This window comes from Streptomyces sp. NPDC046308 (assembly GCF_055588065.1).
Genome location: NZ_JBVJFB010000002.1, coordinates 567,845 through 585,340 on the forward strand (window position 1 = coordinate 567,845; position 17,496 = coordinate 585,340).

Consider the following 17,496-nt stretch of genomic DNA (forward strand, 5'->3'; position numbering starts at 1 on the left):
CCCCGACCCCCGTTCGGAGCCCTCAATTCCGGTGGACGGCAAGCCCGTTGTGGATAACCGGGCCACTCGTTCCGGTGATCAGCGAGGGGAGACGACCGCCGCCAGCAGCCCCGGCCCGGTGTGCGCGCCGATCACCGCTCCGACCTCGCTGACGTGCAGCTCGACCAGCCCGGGGATGCGCTCGCGCAGCCGCTGGGCGAGCTTGTCGGCCCGCTCCGGAGCCGCCAGGTGGTGCACCGCCACGTCGACGGCCGCCGACCCGGCGCGCTCCACGGCCAGCTCCTCCAGGCGGGCGATGGCCTTGGAAGCCGTACGCACCTTCTCCAGCGGCTCGATCCGCCCGCCCTCCAGCGTCAGCAGGGGCTTGACCGCCAGCGCCGAGCCGAAGAGGGCCTGCGCGGCCCCGATCCGGCCGCCGCGGCGCAGGTAGTCGAGGGTGTCGACGTAGAAGTACGCGGTCATGTCCGCCGCCCGCTTCTCGGCGGCCGCCACGGCCTCGTCCACGGAACCGCCCCCCTCGGCCACCTCGGCGGCGGCCAGCGCGCAGAAGCCCAGCGCCATCGCGATCATGCCGGTGTCCACGACGCGGACCGGCACGGGTGCGGTCTTCGCGGCGAGCACGGCGGCGTCGTAGGTGCCGGAGAGCTCGGCGGACAGGTGCAGGCTGACGATGCCGCTCGCCCCGGCGTCGGCGGCCGCCCGGTAGGCCCGGACGAACTCCTCCGGGCTGGGGCGCGAGGTGGTCACCGATCGGCGCTTCTGCAGGGCCACGGCCAGGCTGCGCGCCGAGATCTCGGTGCCTTCCTCGAGCGCTTCGCCCCCGAGCACCACGGTCAGCGGGACGGAGGTGATTCCGTGCCGCGCCATGGCCGGTTGGGGCAGGTAGGCCGTGGAATCGGTGACGATGGCGACAAGGCGGGACATGAGGCGGAGGTTACCGCCAGTGGGGGCGTGACGGCAGCCTGGGCCCCCGGACCCGGGCGGGTGCGGTCCTGGCGGGGGCGGTCCGGGCGGGCTCTGCCGCGGTGGTGGCCGAGCCTCCGGTGCGCGCGGCGGCCGAGTCCCGGAAAGCCCGGGACCCGGAAAGCCCGGGTCCCGGCGCGGGTCATGGCCGCGGAGGGGTGTCAGCCGGCGCTCTCCGGGCGCGGCGCCTTCTGCCACGGGTACTGCACGGTCGGGGTCGGCGGGTTCAAGGCGGCGGGCGGCGCCGCGGGGGTCGGCTTCGGCGCCGGTGCAGCAGGCGCAGCCTGGGCGGACTGGGCGGCGTCCCACTCGGCGGCTGCGGCCGCCAGGTCGTCCGCCGGTTCGCGGGACCAGTCGCGCAGCGCACCCGACTCCATCTCGATCTGCTCCGACAAGAGGGACAGGTCGTCCGCCGCGAACCGCCGGGCCCGGTCACGGGCCGCCCACCGCAGGGAGTCTGCGGCCTTGGTGATCTGTGCCGCGCGTTCGCGCAGGTCCGGGAGGAGCTCGGCGGTACGCCGCCGGTCGGGCTCCTGCTCCAGCCGCTTCAGCTCACCGTCGAGCTCGTGCCCGTGCGCGCTCAGCTGCTCGAACAGCCCGAGGGACTCCCGCAGCGAGGCATCCACCCGGACCCCGTCGGCCAGCGCCTGCTGGGTGGCGCGCATCGAGGTCCGCAGGTCCAGCCGCACCTGTGCCAGCGCCCCCACCACTCCGACCTGGCCGAAGCTCTTGGCCCGCAGCGTGGTGTCCTCGACCGTCCGCCGTGCCTGCACGACCGTACGCTCCACGCCCCGCTTGGCCGCGCCCACCGCCTTGACCGTGAGGTACGCGCCGAGGCCGACGAAAGCCAGCAGCATCAGCGCGAAGATGATCAACGCGACCTCCATGACGGCCCCTTTCCCCAAGCGTCGCTCTTCCCCTCCACGGTAAACGCCACGGGCAGGCCAGGGGTTCCCATCGAACCCCCAACCTGCCCGTACGGGATCACCCCTATGCGGGGGCGCCGTCAGATGACGATGTTCACCAGCTTCGGCGCGCGGACGATCACCTTGCGGATCTCCGCACCGCCCAGCGCCGCCACGACACCCTCGTCGGTCACGGCCAGCTGCTCCAGCTCCGCCTCCGAGATCGTCGGCGACACCTCCAGCCGCGCCTTGACCTTGCCCTTGACCTGCACCACGCACGTCACGCTCTCGTCCACGACGTACGCCGGGTCCGCGACCGGGAAGTCCTGGTGGACGACCGATTCCGCGTGGCCCAGGCGGCTCCACAGTTCCTCGGCGATGTGCGGGGCCAGCGGGGCGATCAGCAGCACCAGCCGCTCGGCGACCGAGCGCTCCAGCGGGCGGCCCGCCTTCGTCAGGGCGTTGTTCAGCTCGGTGATCTTCGCGATGGCGGTGTTGAAGCGCAGCCCCGCCATGTCCGCGCCGGCGCCGTCGATCGCCTTGTGCAGGGCGCGCAGCGTGTCCTCGCCGGGCTCCCCGTCGACGACGGTGACCCGGCCGGTCTCCTCGTCGACGATGTTGCGCCACAGGCGCTGCAGCAGGCGGTACTGGCCGACCACGGCGCGGGTGTCCCACGGACGCGAGACGTCCAGGGGGCCCATCGCCATCTCGTACAGGCGCAGGGTGTCCGCGCCGTACTCCTCGCAGATCTCGTCGGGCGTGACGGCGTTCTTCAGGGACTTGCCCATCTTGCCGTGCTCGCGCTTGACCTGCTTGCCCTCGTGGAAGTAGCCGCCGTCGCGCTCCTCGACCTCGGCCGCCGGGACGTACACACCGCGCTCGTCGGTGTAGGCGTACGCCTGGATCATGCCCTGGTTGAACAGCTTGTGGAACGGCTCCGCCGACGACACGTGGCCCAGGTCGAACAGCACCTTGGACCAGAAGCGCGCGTACAGCAGGTGCAGCACCGCGTGCTCGGCGCCGCCGACGTACAGGTCGACGCCGCCGTGCGGCGCGCCCTCGCGCGGGCCCATCCAGTACTGCTCGATCTCCGGGTCCACCAGGGCCGACGTGTTGTTCGGGTCCAGGTAGCGCAGCTCGTACCAGCAGGAACCGGCCCAGTTGGGCATGGTGTTGGTCTCGCGGCGGAAGGAGCGCACGCCGCGGCCGTCGCCCAGGTCCAGCTCGACGTTGACCCACTCTTCGTTCCGCGACAGCGGGGTCTCCGGCTTCGAGGTCGCGTCGTCCGGCTCGAAGGTGCGCGGCGAGTAGTCCTCGACCTCCGGCAGCTCCAGCGGCAGCATCGACTCGGGCAGCGGGTGCGCGACGCCGTCCTCGTCGTAGACGATCGGGAAGGGCTCGCCCCAGTAGCGCTGCCGGCTGAACAGCCAGTCGCGCAGGCGGAAGTTGACCGTCCCCTCGCCGATGCCGCGCTCGGTCAGCCAGTCGGTGATCGCGGCCTTGGCCTCGACGACGCCCAGGCCGTCCAGCGAGATGCCCTCGCCCGTGGAGTTGATCAGCTTCGCGTCGTACGCGACGAAGGCGTCGTCCCACTCGGCGGGGTCGATGTCGCGGCCGTCGGTCGGCTCGACCACGCAGCGGACGGGCAGCTCGAAGGCGCGCGCGAACTCGAAGTCGCGGGCGTCGTGCGCCGGGACCGCCATGATCGCGCCGGTGCCGTAGCCCATCAGCACGTAGTCGGCGATGAAGACCGGGACCTTCTGGCCGCTGACCGGGTTGACCGCGTACTCGCCGGTGAAGACACCGGTCTTGTCCTTGGCCTCGGCCTGCCGCTCGACGTCCGACTTGGCCGCGGCCTGCTTGCGGTACGCGGCGACGGCCTCTGCCGGGGTGGCGTGACCGCCGGTCCACACCTGGTGCGTGCCCTCGGGCCAGGCGGCCGGGACGAACTTCTCGACCAGCGGGTGCTCGGGGGCCAGCACCATGTAGGTGGCGCCGAACAGGGTGTCCGGACGGGTGGTGAAGACGGTGATCGCCTCGTCGCCCAGCGCGAAGTCGACGCGCGCGCCCTCGCTGCGGCCGATCCAGTTGCGCTGCTGCAGCTTGATGGCCTCGGGCCAGTCCAGCGCGTCCAGGTCGTCCAGCAGGCGGTCGGCGTACGCGGTGATCCGCATGTTCCACTGGCTCAGGCGGGACTTGAAGACCGGGAAGTTGCCGCGCTCGGACCGGCCGTCCGCGGTGACCTCCTCGTTGGCCAGTACGGTGCCCAGCCCGGGGCACCAGTTCACCGGCGCGTCCGAGGAGTACGCCAGCCGGTACCCGTTCAGTACGTCGGCCCGCTCGCCCGCGGTCAGCTCGGCCCAGGCGCGGCCCCCGGGGACCTCGCGGGAGCCGTCCTCGAAGGCGGCGACCAGCTCGGTGATCGGCCGGGCCTTGCCCGCGTCGGCGTCGTACCAGGAGTTGTAGATCTGCAGGAAGATCCACTGGGTCCACTTGTAGTAGTCCGGGTCGATCGTCGCGAAGGACCGGCGCTTGTCGTGGCCCAGGCCCAGTCGGCGCAGCTGGACCTTCATGTTCTCGATGTTCGCCTCGGTCGAGACCCGCGGGTGCGTGCCGGTCTGCACGGCGTACTGCTCGGCCGGCAGGCCGAAGGCGTCGAAGCCCAGGGTGTGCAGGACGTTGTGGCCCGTCATCCGCTGGTGGCGGGCGAAGACGTCGGTGGCGATGTAGCCGAGCGGGTGACCGACGTGCAGGCCCGCACCGGAGGGGTACGGGAACATGTCCATGATGAACTTCTTGGGCCGCGCGACCACCGCGGGGTCGCCGGCCAGGTCACCGGTCGGGTTCGGGGCCTCGTAGGTGCCCTGCGCGTCCCATACGTCCTGCCAGCGTGCCTCGATGTCGGCGGCCATGGCAGCCGTGTAGCGGTGCGCCTCGGCCGCCTCGGGGGCCGGGGTGTTCGTCTCGCTCATGATTTCTGAAGCTCCATCGATCGTCTTCGCCGTCTCTGCCTGCCCAAACGAAAAAACCCCTCGCACAGGAGGGGACGCCGCGCCGATGCCGACCTCGCGTGGGTCGGCGCTGATCAGCGCGGCTCGGTAAGCAGAAGGCGTACGGCACGCATGGCGTCAGGGTACCGCAGCACCCGTGGCGCCCGCTCGGACGACCACACCACGAGAAGCGGGCCACCCGATCCGGGTGGCCCGCTTCCTCACTGTGGAGCTAAGGAGAATTGAACTCCTGACCTCCTGCATGCCATGCAGGCGCTCTACCAACTGAGCTATAGCCCCTTGTTCTGCTTGCCGCTTCGGTTTCCCTTGCCGGTTCCCCTTGGCGACGTCCCAAACATTACACGGTCATGGCCCTGGTCCAAAAATCGGTTTCCACCGACTGCGGGCCATGTCCGATTTGAACCAACTTGTCACGCTCTCGCGAACTGATAGAAGCGCTTGAGCGTGCAGTGCTCGTCGAGCAGCCGGCCGTAGATCGGCTCCCCTTCCAGCTCACGGTACGTCTCGATCGGGTCGCCTTTTATGATCAGCGCCCGCGCGCATTCCTCGCACCAGTACTGGTAGTCGGGGTTGACCGGGTCCATGTCCCGCACGATCGGCGTGCCGTTGTTGCACCAGTCGCACCGGCGCCGGTGTGCACCCATCCGTCAGCGACTCCCTCCCGCGTCGGGCCGTCGTCTCCCCCTCCGGCGGTCCGATTCTGCCATGCCGGTGCGGGCCAGGTCAGCAAACGCAAAGGGTACAAAAACAAGGATCCCGCCCCCTATTGGGGACGGGATCCTGATTGTGGAGCTAAGGAGAATTGAACTCCTGACCTCCTGCATGCCATGCAGGCGCTCTACCAACTGAGCTATAGCCCCGCTCTCCGCCGCGCTCCCCCCGTCTCCGGTGTTCCGCGCTGCGAACAAGAAGAACTCTAGCCTGTGACCAGCCGGAAAGTGAAATCCGGGCGGCAGCCCCGGCAGGAAGCGGCAAGGAGCGGCAGGGAGCAGCTCAGTCGTCGTCGCCGAGCACCGGTTCCGGCAGGGTGCCGGCGTTGTGCTCCAACAGGCGCCAGCCGCGCGCGCCCTCGCCGAGGACGGACCAGCAACAGTTGGAGAGCCCGCCCAGGCCCTCCCAGTCGTAGGCGTTCAGGCCCAGGAGGCGCCCGATCGTCGTACGGATGGTGCCGCCGTGGCTGACCACGACGAGGGTGCCGCCCTGCGGCAGCCGATCGGCGTGCGCCAGGACCACCGGTGCGGCGCGGTCGGCGACCTCGGTCTCCAGCTCACCGCCGCCGCGGCGGACCGGTTCGCCGCGCTTCCACGCCGCGTACTGCTCGCCGTACTTCTCGATGATCTCGTCGTGCGTGAGGCCCTGCCACTCGCCGGCGTACGTCTCGCGCAGCGCCGCGTCGTGGGCCACGGGCAGCCCCGTGACGGAGGCCAGTTCGGCCGCCGTGGCGGAGGCGCGCCGCAGGTCGGACGCCACGATGGCGGCCGGCTTCAGCGAGGCGAGCAGCCGCGCGGAGCGGCGCGCCTGCGCCACACCCGCCTCGGTCAGCTCGATGTCCGTGGAGCCCTGGAAGCGCCGCTCCAGGTTCCACGCGGTCTGGCCGTGCCGCCAGAGGACGATCTTGCGTCCGGACTTGCCCGAGGTGGTCGCGCTCAGAACAGATCACCGTCCAGTTCGTCGTCGCCCGCCGCCTCGCGCAGCTTGGCGTGCTCCTCGGCCTTGCCGATGGTGAGCTTGGCGTCCTCGGGGAGCTCGATCTCGGGGCAGTCCTTCCACAGGCGCTCCAGCGCGTAGAAGACCCGCTCCTCGCTGTGCTGGACGTGGACGACGATGTCGACGTAGTCGAGCAGGATCCAGCGGGCGTCGCGGTCGCCCTCGCGGCGCACCGGCTTGGCGCCGAGCTCCTTGAGGAGGCGCTCCTCGATCTCGTCGACGATCGACTTGACCTGGCGGTCGTTGGGCGCCGAGGCGAGCAGGAAGGCGTCGGTGATCGACAGCACGTCGCTGACGTCGTACGCGATGATGTCGTGCGCGAGCCGGTCGGCCGCGGCCTGGGCGGCGGCGGTGATGAGCTCGATGGAGCGGTCCGTGGCGGTCACTGGCCATGCTTTCGGGTTGGCGGGCAGATCCTTACAAGGGTCTCATGTACCGCCGACACCGCCCGCGCGGAACGGCCCGCGCGGGCGAAAGCCTTCCGGGACCGGGCCGGAGCCCGGTCAGGACGCCTTGTAGTCCTTGCCCAGGATCACCACGACCTCGGCGTTCACGGCGTTCTCGGCCTTCTTCACGACCGTCTCGGGCAGCCCCAGCGTCTTGGCGACGTCGATCGCCCGGTCCCGCTGCGCGTCGTCCTGGTAGGTGATCTGCGAGGCGGCCGCGGTCCTGTCGGCCTTGCCGCCGTCCACGAAGGTGTAGCCGCCGTTGGTCAGCGCCGCCTTCGCCGCGATCTGCGCCTTCTCGTCGCCGGTGGCGTCCTTGAGGCCGACGCGGGGGGTCGCGCCGGGCTGCGCCTCGGTGGCGGATCCGCCGAGCACCTCCTTGACGACCTTCTTGTTGGCGTCGTCCGTGAGCGTGCCGTCCGCCTTCACGGTGAGGGTGTCGGTGCGGTACGCGCCCACCTTGGCGTGCTCGCCGAGCCGGGCCAGCAGGGCGCCGAGCGTCTGCGCGTTCAGCGCCGGGTCGAGGATCTGGCCGATGCTCTCGACGGTCACGGCCGCCGCCTTCGGGTCGCTCGGGACCTTGCGCAGGACCGCCTGGAGCACCTTGCCCACGCGCTCCAGCTGCTTGGCCTCCGGTTCGCCCTGGCCGCGGTACGTGGCGTACGCGACGGCCATGGCGCCGCTCAGGCTCTGCTTCTGGCCCTGGGCCACGGCGGGGGCCTTGGCCGCGTCGTCGGCCGGGACCGCGGTGTCGGTGTCGACCTCGATGCCGCCGACCAGCTCGACCAGGTTCTCGAGGAAGGGGGTGTCCAGCCGCCAGGTGCCGCCGATGTGGGTGCCGAGCACCGAGTCGAGGGCTTCCCGGGTGCCGATGCCGCCCTCCTCGACCGCCTTGCCGAGGCCCGTCGGGGAACCGTCCTGGCCGGTGAGGGCGAGGGTGTTGGGCAGCAGCACGGTGGCGCCCTGCTTGGTGGTGACGTTGTCGACGAGCAGCGCCGAGGAAGTGCCGCCCTTCTTGGTGTTGTGCAGGTGGACGACGATCATGTCGCGCTTCTGCGCCCCTGCGGCGGTCGCACCGGTCTTGTCCTGGCCGGGGCCGTCGAGGAACGGCAGCTTGTCCGCGTACCAGAGGTAGCCGAGGCCGCCGACGACGAACACGGCGAGGACGACGATCAGCGCCACCACCCGGTTGCGGCCGCGGCGGCGGGCCTCCTCACGGCGCTCGGTCCGGCTCTCGGTGAACTTGAGCCAGTCGATGACGTCCTCGGAGTCCTCGTCCGGCTGGTCGATGAAGGCGAACATCTCGGTGCGGTAGTCCCGGCCCGCCTCGGGCTCGCCGTCGGGCCGGCGCGGCTCGGGGACCTGGGCGGACCGGCGCTCGGCCGGGGCCGGCGTCTCGGGGGCGGCCGGCTGCGGGGCGGGCTGCTCCGGAGCGGCCTGCGGGGCCGTCTGCTGCGGGATCCACTGCTGGGTCTGCTGCGTGTCGTACCCGTAGCCGGGCGCCTGCACGTACTCCTGCTGCCCGTACTCCTGCTGCCCGTACTCCTGGGCGGCCGGCTGCTGCCCGTAGTACTGCTGCTGCGGCTGCTGCCGGCCGTAGTCCTGGTAGTCGTAGCCGTACTGCTGCTGCTCGTACTGGGGCGGCGCGGGCTGGACGGGCTGGGCGGGCACCTGGCCGTACACCGGCCGTCCGTACGCGTCGTAGCCGACGAGCTGCTGCTCCTGGGCGGCGTACGGGTCGTACGGATCCTGTCGGTCGTTCACCGCGGGGCCCCTCTCTCCGGAAGCTCAGGCTCCCCGGTACAGCTCACGCTTGTCGATGTAGCGCACGACACCGTCGGGCACCAGGTACCAGACGGGATCCCCCTGGGCCACCCTCGCACGGCAGTCCGTGGACGAGATCGCCAGCGCGGGCACCTCGACGAGGGAGACGCCGCCCTCGGGCAGCCCGTCGTCGGTGAGCACGTGGCCCGGGCGGGTGACGCCGATGAAATGGGAGAGCGAGAAGAGCTCGTCGGCGTTCCGCCAGGTCAGGATCTGTGCGAGCGCGTCGGCACCGGTGATGAAGAACAGGTCGGCGTCGTCGTTCAGCGCCTTGAGGTCCCGCAGGGTGTCGATCGTGTACGTCGGCCCGCCGCGGTCGATGTCGATGCGGCTCACCGAGAACTGGGGGTTGGAGGCCGTGGCGATGACCGTCATCAGGTAGCGGTCCTCGGCGGGCGACACGGCCCGCTGCGACTTCTGCCACGGCTCGCCGGTCGGCACGAACACCACCTCGTCGAGGTGGAAAAGGGCGGCCACCTCGCTGGCGGCCACCAGGTGTCCGTGGTGGATCGGGTCGAATGTCCCGCCCATCACGCCGAGCCGGCGCTTGACCGGACCGGTAGGCATCTCCTGCTCTCCCATGAGCGCGAAGCCTACTGGCCCGGTGGACCGGTCGGCCTAGCGGTCGCGGTTCAGGCGCGTGGTGACCCAGAGCATGAGCATCAGGACGACGAAGGCACCGCCGCCGGTGAGGTACGGGTTCAGGCTGTCGTGGTTGCCGCCGTGCTGTTCGGCCCCCTCCGAGGCGAGGACGACCAGGTTGTGGGCGGTGGAGGCGAGGCTCATCAGGCAGGTACCTATCGAGTCGGGGAGCGGGCGGAGACTTCGCTCACATCGTATGCGGGGGCCTGGGGCACGCTCACGCCGACTCAGGCGTTGGAGAGGATAGACGCACGGCCAGGCAGGTCCATCCAGGGGAGGGCGCTATGACGGAGACGGGTTTCGAGAAGGCACCGGCGCGGGACCGCAGGAGGTTCCCCGGTATCTCCTCGCGGGCGTACGAGCATCCGGCGGACCGCTCGGCGCTGGTGGCGCTGCGCAAGCTGACCGGGTTCGACACCGTGTTCAAGGCCCTGAGCGGGCTGCTCCCGGAGCGGAGCCTGCGGCTGCTGTTCCTGTCGGACTCGGTGCGGGTGGGCGAGACGCAGTTCCCCCACCTGTACGCGATGCTGCGCGACGCCTGTTACATCCTGGACCTGGAGAAGGTCCCGCAGATGTACGTGCAGCAGGACCCGAGGCCCAATGCCATGTGCATCGGACTGGACGAGCCGATCATCGTGGTGACCACGAGCCTCGTCGAGCTGCTCGACGAGGAGGAGATGCGGGCGGTGGTGGGCCACGAGGTGGGTCACGCCCTGTCGGGGCACTCCGTGTACCGCACGATCCTGCTGTTCCTGACGAACCTGGCGATGAAGGTCGCGTGGATCCCGCTGGGCAACGTCGCGGTCACGGCGCTCGTGACCGCGCTGCGCGAGTGGTTCCGCAAGTCCGAGCTCTCGGCGGACCGGGCCGGCCTGCTGGTGGGGCAGGACGTGACGGCCTCGATGCGGGGGCTGATGAAGCTCGCGGGCGGCAACCACCTCCACGAGATGAACGTGGACGCCTTCCTGGAGCAGGCCGACGAGTACGAGAAGGGCGGCGACCTGCGCGATTCCGTCCTGAAGATCCTCAACATGCTGCCGCGCACGCACCCCTTCACCACGGTCCGGGCGGCCGAGCTGAAGAAGTGGTCGGAGAGCCGGGACTTCCAGCGGATCATGGACGGCCACTACCCGCGCCGCGAGGAGGACAAGGACGCCTCGGTCACCGACTCCTTCCGGGAGTCGGCCTCGCACTATGCCGACTCGGTGCGCACCAGCAAGGACCCGCTGTTCAAGCTGGTCGGAGACATCGCGGGCGGCGCGGCCGACATGGGCGGCAAGCTCCGCGACAGGTTCACCGGCGCCGGCGGCGGATCCGCCGGGGGCACCGGGCCGGCGGCCAAGGGCGGGGCTACGGAGCAGGGCTGACCCGGGTCTCCCCGGGGGTCGCGGAGGGCGCCAGTACGCCGCACAGCCCGGCCGTGCGCCGCGGCTGGCCGGTGGCGTACGGGTCGCTCGCGGGCGGGCCGACCGTGGTCGGGCCGGCTCCGGCCGGCACCGGGCGGAAGCCCCCCGCCGGGTCGCTGGAGCAGTCCTGGGGCCCGGCCATCACGTAGGCCGCGGCCAGCTCCAGCCGCCGGGCGTTCAGGTCGTCCCGGTCGAAGCGCAGCCGCAGCTCCCGCCGGACGGTGAAGAGGGACGCGCCGTCGGCCGCGGCCGGGACCCCGGTGGCCGGCCGCACGGCGTACACGAAGGTGTGGTCGGTCATCACCTCCAGCACCTCCGGGGCGACCTCCGCGTAGGCGAGGCTCCCGCTCACCCGGACCCGGGGGTCGGCCACGACGGCGACGGCCGGGTCGAAGCGGACCAGCCAGCCGGTCACCGCGTGCCGGCCGTCGCCGGCGGGCGAGGTCGTGCTGTGGTCGAACTGCGCCAGCTGGTCGGGGTCGAGCAGGACGCGCACCGGCCGGTTCGCGGCTCCGGCCAGGACGTCGGGGTCCAGCGAGGAGTTCACCAGGTAGTCCTTGGCGATGGACAGCGCGGTGAGGATCTGGACGTCGGTGAAGTGGTCCGTGCGGCGCACGGCGGGCAGGGTGATCCCGGCCGCCCCGACGCGGTAGTCGGCGGCGGGGCTCTTCGCGTACAGGTCGGCGGGGCGCCCGCCGGGCACGGCGGTCGTCGGCGCGAGCGGGACCACGGTGCTGCTGAGTGGCTGGGCGGGTCCCCGGGGCGGGGGGACGTAGGGGTTGCGCAGCCCCATGTAGACGGCGGTGGCGAAGGCCGTGGCGATGAGCAGCACGAGCAGCATGCCCTGGCGGGCGCCGCGGCCGGGGGTGCCCGTCCGGGACCCGGCTCCGCCGCCCGACCAGATGGAGCGGCTGCGCACGGCCCGGGCGTGTTCACCCATGCGTTCCTGTGCCGAGTACTCCTGGAGTCGGGCAGCCCGGACGAAGTCCTCGTCGAACACCACCGACCGGTACTCGTCCGACCGGAACTCGTCGTCGCCCCCGCCCATGCCTTCGGGGGTGCCGTTGGGCGGATCTCCTGGTACGGCCATCGCTTCTCCCCGCTGTCCCCGCTTCAGAGAAGCCCCCAGCTCCGACGTACGCGAGTGGGGTCGTACCTTCAGGGTTGGCGGACGGAGGGGTACGTAAACGCGCCGACGCCGGTGACTTCGCGCCGGGGGGTGCTGGCGGGGGCCGGGGCCGGGTCCGCCTCGCCCGCGGCACTGCGGTAGACGGCGCTGAAGGCGAGCGCGACCATGCCGAGGCCCATCACGAAGGCCAGTACCCAGGCGACGGGGCGCAGCCAGGGTGCGCGGCCGCGGTACGGGCGCAGGCTGCCGCCGTAGGCGCCGTATGGGCCGTCGGGGTAGCCGTGGCCGCGGTCGTCCCAGCCGTGGTCGTCGACCTCGTACCCGTCGGGGTGGCCGTATCCGTATCCGTCGTAGTCGTCGTCGCCCGTCCAGCCTCCGGCCACGGCGCGGGCGGCTTCCGCCTCCGCGCGCGCCCGGTCGGCCGCCCGCTGGCGTTCGGCGGCACTCGGTTCATGGATCTCGGCGTTCCGGACGAAGGCCTCGTCGAACACCACGGAGGCGAAGTCCTGATCCGCGCCTCCGCGGTCGTCTGCATCGTCTTCGGGGGTCCCGTCGTCCGGGAACGGCTTGCCCCCCACGTCGTCCGGCACAGGACCAGCCTAGACCTGGGGGGCGCCTTTGGGCAGGGTGTCAGCCGAATTCCGGCCACACCGTGTCCAGGGGTCGACTACCGAACGTGACCGTCGCCGGTGACGATGTACTTGGTGGAGGTGAGCTCGGGAAGGCCCATCGGGCCCCGGGCGTGCAGCTTCTGGGTGGAGATGCCGATCTCGGCGCCGAATCCGAACTGACCACCGTCCGTGAACCGGGTGGATGCATTCACGGCGACCGTGGTCGAGTCGACCAGCTGGGTGAAGCGGCGGGCGGCGGCCTGGGAGGTGGTGACGATCGCCTCGGTGTGGCCGGAGGTCCAGCGCCGGATGTGGGCGACGGCCTCGTCGAGCGAGTCCACGACGCCCGCGGCGATGTCGTAGGAGAGGTACTCGGCGGCCCAGTCCTCGTCGGTGGCGGGCAGCGCGGTGACCTTGCCGCCCTCGGCCGCGGCCAGGACCCGGGCGTCGCCGTGCACGGTGACGCCGGCGTCGGCGAGCGCGTCGAGGGCGCGGGGCAGGAAGGCGTCGGCGATGTCGCGGTGGACGAGGAGGGTCTCGGCGGAGTTGCAGACGGAGGGCCGGCTGGCCTTGGAGTTGACGAGGATGTCCACGGCCGTGTCCAGGTCGGCCTGGGCGTCGACGTAGACGTGGCAGTTGCCGGTACCGGTCTCGATGACCGGCACGGTGGACTCCTCGACCACGGTCTTGATGAGGGAGGCGCCGCCGCGCGGGATGAGCACGTCGACGAGGCCGCGGGCGCGCATCAGCTCGCGGACGGAGTCGCGGGACTCGCCGGGGACGAGCTGGATCGCGTCGGCGGGCAGGCCGGCCCCCGTGATGGCGTCCCGCAGGATGGCGACGAGCGCGGTGTTGGACGCGTAGGCGGAGGAGCTGCCGCGCAGGAGGACCGCGTTGCCGGACTTGAGGCAGAGCGCGGCGGCGTCGACGGTGACGTTGGGGCGGGCCTCGTAGATGATCCCGACGACGCCGAGCGGGACGCGGATCTGCCGGAGGTCGATGCCGTTGGGGAGGGTGCCGCCGCGGACGACCTCACCGACGGGGTCGGGGAGGGCGGCGACGTCACGCACGTCGGAGGCGATGGCGGCGACGCGCTCCGCGGTCAGCGTGAGGCGGTCGATGACGGTCTCGCTGGTGCCGGCGGCGCGGGCCTTGTCCGTGTCCACGGCGTTGGCGGTGATGATCTCGGCCGTACGGGCCTCCAGCGCGTCCGCGATGGCCAGCAGGGCCGTGTCCTTGGCGGACCGCGGCAGTGGCGCGATGGTGGCGGCGGCGGTGCGGGCCGCCTGCGCGGTGGCGATGACGGGCGAGGTGGCGGTGGCGGCATCGAGCGAGGTCATGCCGCCCAGGGTAATCCCCCGCCGGTGCCCGGCCGATGGGGTTCCACCCCGCGAGACGGCCTCCGGCCGGGTCGGCGGGGTGGGGCCGGGGCTCCGCCCCGGGCCCCGGTGGGTCGGTACCGGTCCGTTGCCGTGTGCGGGCACAGGAACGGGGCTCCGCCCCGCACCCCGCGCCTCAAACGCCGGCGGGGCTGAAATGCGGCCCGGGCCCAGGGAACGCGCCGGGTGGGGGCGCTTCAGTAGGGGTGGACTCCCACCGGGTGGGCCGGGGGCGGGCCGTAGCCTTCGGCCACTCGTTGGTGGTAGGTGGCGCGGTCGATGACCTCCAGGCCGACGATCTCCCAGGGCGGAAGCTGCGCCGAGGAGCGGTGTTCGCCCCACAGCCGCAGGGCGACGGCCGCCGCGTCGTGGAGGTCGCGGGCCTCTTCCCAGTAGCGGATCTCCGCGTGGTCGTCGGCGTACCGGCTGGTGAGCAGGAAGGGGTGGTCGTGGGCCAGTTGCTCCAGTCCGCGCCGGACCTCGGACAGTGGGGCCGGCCTGCCGGAGACGCTCAGGGTCACGTGCCACAGGCGCGAGGCGTGGTCCTGCTCCTCCCCGCCACCGCCGCCGTCACCGTCCCCCGGACCGACGCTGGTCAGCGCTCGTCTCACCAGCCGCCTCCTGTCTCCGCTGCGCGTGTCCGCCCGCCCCTCACAGTTGACCAGTCCCCGGCCCGCCGCGCTGCGCTTTTGCCGAACCTCAGCCCTGCAGCAGGACCAGATCGTCCCGGTGGACGACCTCCCGCTCGTACGCGGGTCCGAGTTCCCGCGCGAGCTCGCGAGTGGAGCGGCCGAGGAGCTGCGGGAGCTCCTTGGCGTCGAAGTTGACGAGGCCCCTCGCCACCGCGCGGCCGTCGGCGGCGCGCAGTTCCACGGGGTCCCCGGCGACGAAGTCGCCCTCGACCGCGGCGATGCCGGCCGGGAGGAGGGAGCTGCCGCGTTCGGTCACGGCGCGTACCGCGCCGTCGTCGAGGACCAGGTGGCCCTGCGGGGTCGACGCGTGCTGGAGCCAGAGCAGCCGGTCGGCGGAGCGGCGCCCGGTGGCGTGGAAGAACGTCCCGGTCCCCCGCCCGGCGAGGGCGTCGGCGGCCTGGCTGGCGGAGGTCAGCACGACGGGGATCCCGGCGGCGGCCGCGATCCGGGCCGCCTCGACCTTGGTGACCATGCCGCCGGTGCCCACGCCCGCCTTGCCGGCGCTGCCGATCGAGACGTGCGCGATGTCCTCGGGGCCGCGGACCTCGTCGATGCGGGTGGCGCCGGGCTGGGACGGGTCGCCGTCGTAGAGGCCGTCCACGTCGGACAGGAGGACCAGGAGGTCGGCGCGGACGAGGTGGGCGACGAGGGCGGCCAGCCGGTCGTTGTCGCCGAAGCGGATCTCGTCCGTGGCGACGGTGTCGTTCTCGTTGACGACCGGGAGGGCGCCCATGGCGAGGAGCTGGTCGAGGGTGCGGTACGCGTTGCGGTAGTGCGCGCGGCGGCTGGTGTCGTCGGTGGTGAGCAGCACCTGGCCGACGCGGAGGCCGTAGCGGGCGAAGGAGGCGGTGTAGCGGGCGACGAGCAGGCCCTGGCCGACGCTGGCGGCGGCCTGCTGGCGGGCCAGGTCCTTGGGGCGCCGGCGCAGGCCGAGCGGGGAGAGTCCGGCGGCGATGGCTCCGCTGGAGACGAGGACGATCTCCTTCTCGCCGCCGCTGCGGGCCTTGGCCAGGACGTCGACGAGGGCGTCCACCCGGTCGGCGTCGAGTCCGCCCGCCGCGGTGGTCAGGGAGGAGGAGCCGACCTTGACCACGATCCTGCGGGCGTCCACGACACCTTGCCTAGCCGCTGACACGTCTGTCCCCTTGCCCCTTGCCGAAATGCCTGCCACCTCAATCTACGGGGTGGGCGCGAGGGGCTGCTCGGGGGTTTCAGACCCTGGACGGGCCGTCGTGCGCGTGCTCCGGCTCGGGGGTCCGCGCCGCGCCCGGGACGAGGATCTTGCGGGAGAGGAGGAAGGTGAAGGGGATGGCCACGATCGCCGCGACCAGCGGGGCGATCCGGGTGTCCATACCGGCCCAGGTCACCAGGGCGTAGAGGCCGGCCGACTGGATGACGTAGTTGGTCACGTTTGTCAGCGGGAAGAGGAAGAACTTCTTCCAGGTCGGCCGGGTCCGGTAGGTGAAGTAGGTGTTCATGAAGAACGAGCCGACCATCGCCAGGACGAAGGCGAGGGAGTAGGCGGCGAAGTACGGCATCCACGGGTGCAGCAGGAGGTAGATGCCGAAGAAGGTGCCGGTGTTGACCCCGCCGACGAGGGCGAAGCGGAAGATCTGGCCGAGCTGGTCCCTGCGGCTCATCGTGCGCTGCGCTCCACGACGGCGGGCTCCGTCGCCGGCTTGGTCCGGCCGTCGCGCGGGGGCTGCTCGGCGCCGTGGGACTCCTTCACCAGGAAGTGCGGCCGGCGCTTGGTCTCGTAGTAGATGCGGCCGATGTACTCGCCGATGAGGCCGAGCATGATCAGCTGGACGCCGCCCAGGCCCGTGATGATGGCCACGAGGGTGACGTAGCCCGGGGACTCGACGCCGTTGGTGATCGCCGTGATGGTGATCCAGAGCGCGTACAGGCCGGTCAGGGCGACCAGCGACACGCCGAACCAGATGCCGATGCGCAGCGGCCGGTTGTTGAAGGAGATCAGGCCGTCCATGCCGTAGTTCAGCAGGGAGCCGAACTTCCACTTCGTCTCGCCGGCCTCGCGCTGCGCGTTGCGGTAGTCGAAGTGGACGGTGTCGAAGCCGATCCAGGAGAAGAGGCCCTTGGAGAAGCGGTTGTACTCCGGCAGCGAGAGCAGGGCGTCCACGGCCGGGCGCGACAGCATGCGGAAGTCTCCGACGCCGTCGGTGAGCTCGACGTCGACCCAGCGGTTGACGCCCCGGTAGTAGAGGCGGCTGAGGGCGGTGCGGAGCTTCTTGTCGCCCTCGCGGGTGCGGCGGGCGATGATCTGGTCGTGGCCCTGCCGGTAGAGCTCCAGCATGCGCTCGATGAGCTCCGGCGGGTGCTGGAGGTCGGCGTCCATGATCACGACGGCGTCGCCGGTGGCCTCGCGCAGACCGGCGAGCATGCCGGCCTCCTTGCCGAAGTTGCGGCTGAAGGAGACGTAGCGCGTCTGGTCGCCGTGGTCCGCGGCGATCTTGCGCAGTTTCCCGAGGGTGCCGTCGCGGCTGCCGTCGTCGACGTAGCAGATCTCGTACTCGACGGGGAGGGCGTCCAGGACCCTGCGGACCTCCGTGTCGAAGCTGTCGATGACGGCCTCTTCGTTGTAGCAAGGGACAACTACGGACAGCTTCGTCATGAACACTTCCTGCTGGGTCCGAACGGGTGATTGTCGGCGACCGGACCGGCCTCTCACCTCTTCCTTAGAAGTATGCACGGCGAGGGTGGAGCGTCGGTCGGCCTGCCTGAGCCGAGAGCGGTACACGGTAGCTTTGACGAGATAAGCGG

Annotated in this window: 17 protein-coding genes and 2 tRNA genes; 1 reads left to right on the plus strand and 18 read right to left on the minus strand. The window is 71.5% G+C overall.

Annotated elements, in window-relative coordinates; translation table 11 throughout:
* Positions 1-78: 78 nt before the first annotated feature.
* The 11 genes from ACZ6JT_RS10050 to ACZ6JT_RS10100 form a co-directional block, all read right to left on the minus strand.
* Positions 79-924, minus strand: coding sequence for a DegV family protein (locus tag ACZ6JT_RS10050; RefSeq protein ID WP_469208994.1), 846 nt, complete (start codon positions 922-924; stop codon positions 79-81).
* Between the two features lie 200 nt (positions 925-1,124).
* Entirely contained in the window at positions 1,125-1,850 is a 726-nt protein-coding gene (locus ACZ6JT_RS10055) for a hypothetical protein (protein WP_469208995.1), read from the minus strand.
* A gap of 119 nt (positions 1,851-1,969) precedes the next feature.
* On the minus strand, positions 1,970-4,840 hold the full coding sequence (leuS, locus tag ACZ6JT_RS10060; protein WP_469208996.1) for a leucine--tRNA ligase: 2,871 nt from the start codon (positions 4,838-4,840) through the stop codon (positions 1,970-1,972).
* Positions 4,841-5,085: 245 nt separating this feature from the next.
* A tRNA-Ala gene (locus ACZ6JT_RS10065) sits at positions 5,086-5,158 on the minus strand.
* A 131-nt stretch (positions 5,159-5,289) separates the two neighbouring features.
* Positions 5,290-5,523 (minus strand): hypothetical protein, encoded by a 234-nt coding sequence (locus tag ACZ6JT_RS10070; protein WP_008738908.1) that lies wholly within the window; start codon positions 5,521-5,523, stop codon positions 5,290-5,292.
* Positions 5,524-5,666: 143 nt separating this feature from the next.
* A tRNA-Ala gene (locus ACZ6JT_RS10075) sits at positions 5,667-5,739 on the minus strand.
* 133 nt (positions 5,740-5,872) lie between these two features.
* Positions 5,873-6,529 (minus strand): histidine phosphatase family protein, encoded by a 657-nt coding sequence (locus ACZ6JT_RS10080; RefSeq protein ID WP_469209616.1) that lies wholly within the window; start codon positions 6,527-6,529, stop codon positions 5,873-5,875.
* Positions 6,526-6,972 carry a ribosome silencing factor gene (gene rsfS / locus ACZ6JT_RS10085; RefSeq protein WP_030008628.1) on the minus strand — a complete coding sequence of 149 codons (447 nt, stop codon included), beginning with the start codon at positions 6,970-6,972 and terminating at the stop codon, positions 6,526-6,528. The genes ACZ6JT_RS10080 and rsfS overlap by 4 nt, the downstream gene beginning before the upstream one ends.
* A gap of 117 nt (positions 6,973-7,089) precedes the next feature.
* Entirely contained in the window at positions 7,090-8,796 is a 1,707-nt protein-coding gene (locus ACZ6JT_RS10090; protein ID WP_469208997.1) for an LCP family protein, read from the minus strand.
* 24 nt (positions 8,797-8,820) lie between these two features.
* Positions 8,821-9,438, minus strand: coding sequence for a nicotinate-nucleotide adenylyltransferase (nadD, locus tag ACZ6JT_RS10095; protein ID WP_030649893.1), 618 nt, complete (start codon positions 9,436-9,438; stop codon positions 8,821-8,823).
* A gap of 36 nt (positions 9,439-9,474) precedes the next feature.
* Complete coding sequence (locus tag ACZ6JT_RS10100; RefSeq protein WP_327413986.1) at positions 9,475-9,642, minus strand: hypothetical protein; 168 nt, start codon at positions 9,640-9,642, stop codon at positions 9,475-9,477.
* Positions 9,643-9,782: 140 nt separating this feature from the next.
* On the opposite strand from ACZ6JT_RS10100, the gene ACZ6JT_RS10105 reads away from it, so the two are divergent.
* Positions 9,783-10,865, plus strand: a complete 1,083-nt coding sequence (locus ACZ6JT_RS10105) for a M48 family metallopeptidase (RefSeq protein ID WP_469208998.1) — start codon at positions 9,783-9,785, stop codon at positions 10,863-10,865.
* Here the strand turns inward: ACZ6JT_RS10105 and ACZ6JT_RS10110 are convergent.
* The 7 genes from ACZ6JT_RS10110 to ACZ6JT_RS10140 form a co-directional block, all read right to left on the minus strand.
* Positions 10,849-11,994, minus strand: coding sequence for an SCO2583 family membrane protein (locus ACZ6JT_RS10110; protein ID WP_469208999.1), 1,146 nt, complete (start codon positions 11,992-11,994; stop codon positions 10,849-10,851). The two genes, ACZ6JT_RS10105 and ACZ6JT_RS10110, sit on opposite strands and share 17 nt — an antisense overlap.
* A 68-nt stretch (positions 11,995-12,062) precedes the next feature.
* On the minus strand, positions 12,063-12,623 hold the full coding sequence (locus ACZ6JT_RS10115; RefSeq protein ID WP_469209000.1) for an SCO2584 family spore wall biosynthesis protein: 561 nt from the start codon (positions 12,621-12,623) through the stop codon (positions 12,063-12,065).
* 77 nt (positions 12,624-12,700) lie between these two features.
* Entirely contained in the window at positions 12,701-13,984 is a 1,284-nt protein-coding gene (locus tag ACZ6JT_RS10120) for a glutamate-5-semialdehyde dehydrogenase (protein ID WP_469209001.1), read from the minus strand.
* A 236-nt stretch (positions 13,985-14,220) separates the two neighbouring features.
* Entirely contained in the window at positions 14,221-14,688 is a 468-nt protein-coding gene (locus ACZ6JT_RS10125; RefSeq protein WP_319720729.1) for a hypothetical protein, read from the minus strand.
* A gap of 34 nt (positions 14,689-14,722) precedes the next feature.
* On the minus strand, positions 14,723-15,850 hold the full coding sequence (proB, locus tag ACZ6JT_RS10130; RefSeq protein ID WP_469209002.1) for a glutamate 5-kinase: 1,128 nt from the start codon (positions 15,848-15,850) through the stop codon (positions 14,723-14,725).
* A gap of 76 nt (positions 15,851-15,926) precedes the next feature.
* Entirely contained in the window at positions 15,927-16,355 is a 429-nt protein-coding gene (locus ACZ6JT_RS10135; protein WP_469209003.1) for a GtrA family protein, read from the minus strand.
* Positions 16,352-17,347 (minus strand): glycosyltransferase family 2 protein, encoded by a 996-nt coding sequence (locus tag ACZ6JT_RS10140; protein ID WP_469209004.1) that lies wholly within the window; start codon positions 17,345-17,347, stop codon positions 16,352-16,354. The genes ACZ6JT_RS10135 and ACZ6JT_RS10140 overlap by 4 nt, the downstream gene beginning before the upstream one ends.
* Positions 17,348-17,496: the final 149 nt, after the last annotated feature.

Coding starts and splice junctions, on each gene's coding strand:
- ACZ6JT_RS10050 (WP_469208994.1), bottom strand. CDS start 924: ATGTCCCGCCTTGTCGCCATCGTCACCGATTCCACGGCCTACCTGCCC.
- ACZ6JT_RS10055 (WP_469208995.1), bottom strand. CDS start 1,850: ATGGAGGTCGCGTTGATCATCTTCGCGCTGATGCTGCTGGCTTTCGTC.
- leuS (WP_469208996.1), bottom strand. CDS start 4,840: ATGAGCGAGACGAACACCCCGGCCCCCGAGGCGGCCGAGGCGCACCGC.
- ACZ6JT_RS10070 (WP_008738908.1), bottom strand. CDS start 5,523: ATGGGTGCACACCGGCGCCGGTGCGACTGGTGCAACAACGGCACGCCG.
- nadD (WP_030649893.1), bottom strand. CDS start 9,438: ATGGGAGAGCAGGAGATGCCTACCGGTCCGGTCAAGCGCCGGCTCGGC.
- ACZ6JT_RS10100 (WP_327413986.1), bottom strand. CDS start 9,642: ATGAGCCTCGCCTCCACCGCCCACAACCTGGTCGTCCTCGCCTCGGAG.
- ACZ6JT_RS10105 (WP_469208998.1), top strand. CDS start 9,783: ATGACGGAGACGGGTTTCGAGAAGGCACCGGCGCGGGACCGCAGGAGG.
- ACZ6JT_RS10110 (WP_469208999.1), bottom strand. CDS start 11,994: ATGGCCGTACCAGGAGATCCGCCCAACGGCACCCCCGAAGGCATGGGC.
- ACZ6JT_RS10120 (WP_469209001.1), bottom strand. CDS start 13,984: ATGACCTCGCTCGATGCCGCCACCGCCACCTCGCCCGTCATCGCCACC.
- ACZ6JT_RS10135 (WP_469209003.1), bottom strand. CDS start 16,355: ATGAGCCGCAGGGACCAGCTCGGCCAGATCTTCCGCTTCGCCCTCGTC.
- ACZ6JT_RS10140 (WP_469209004.1), bottom strand. CDS start 17,347: ATGACGAAGCTGTCCGTAGTTGTCCCTTGCTACAACGAAGAGGCCGTC.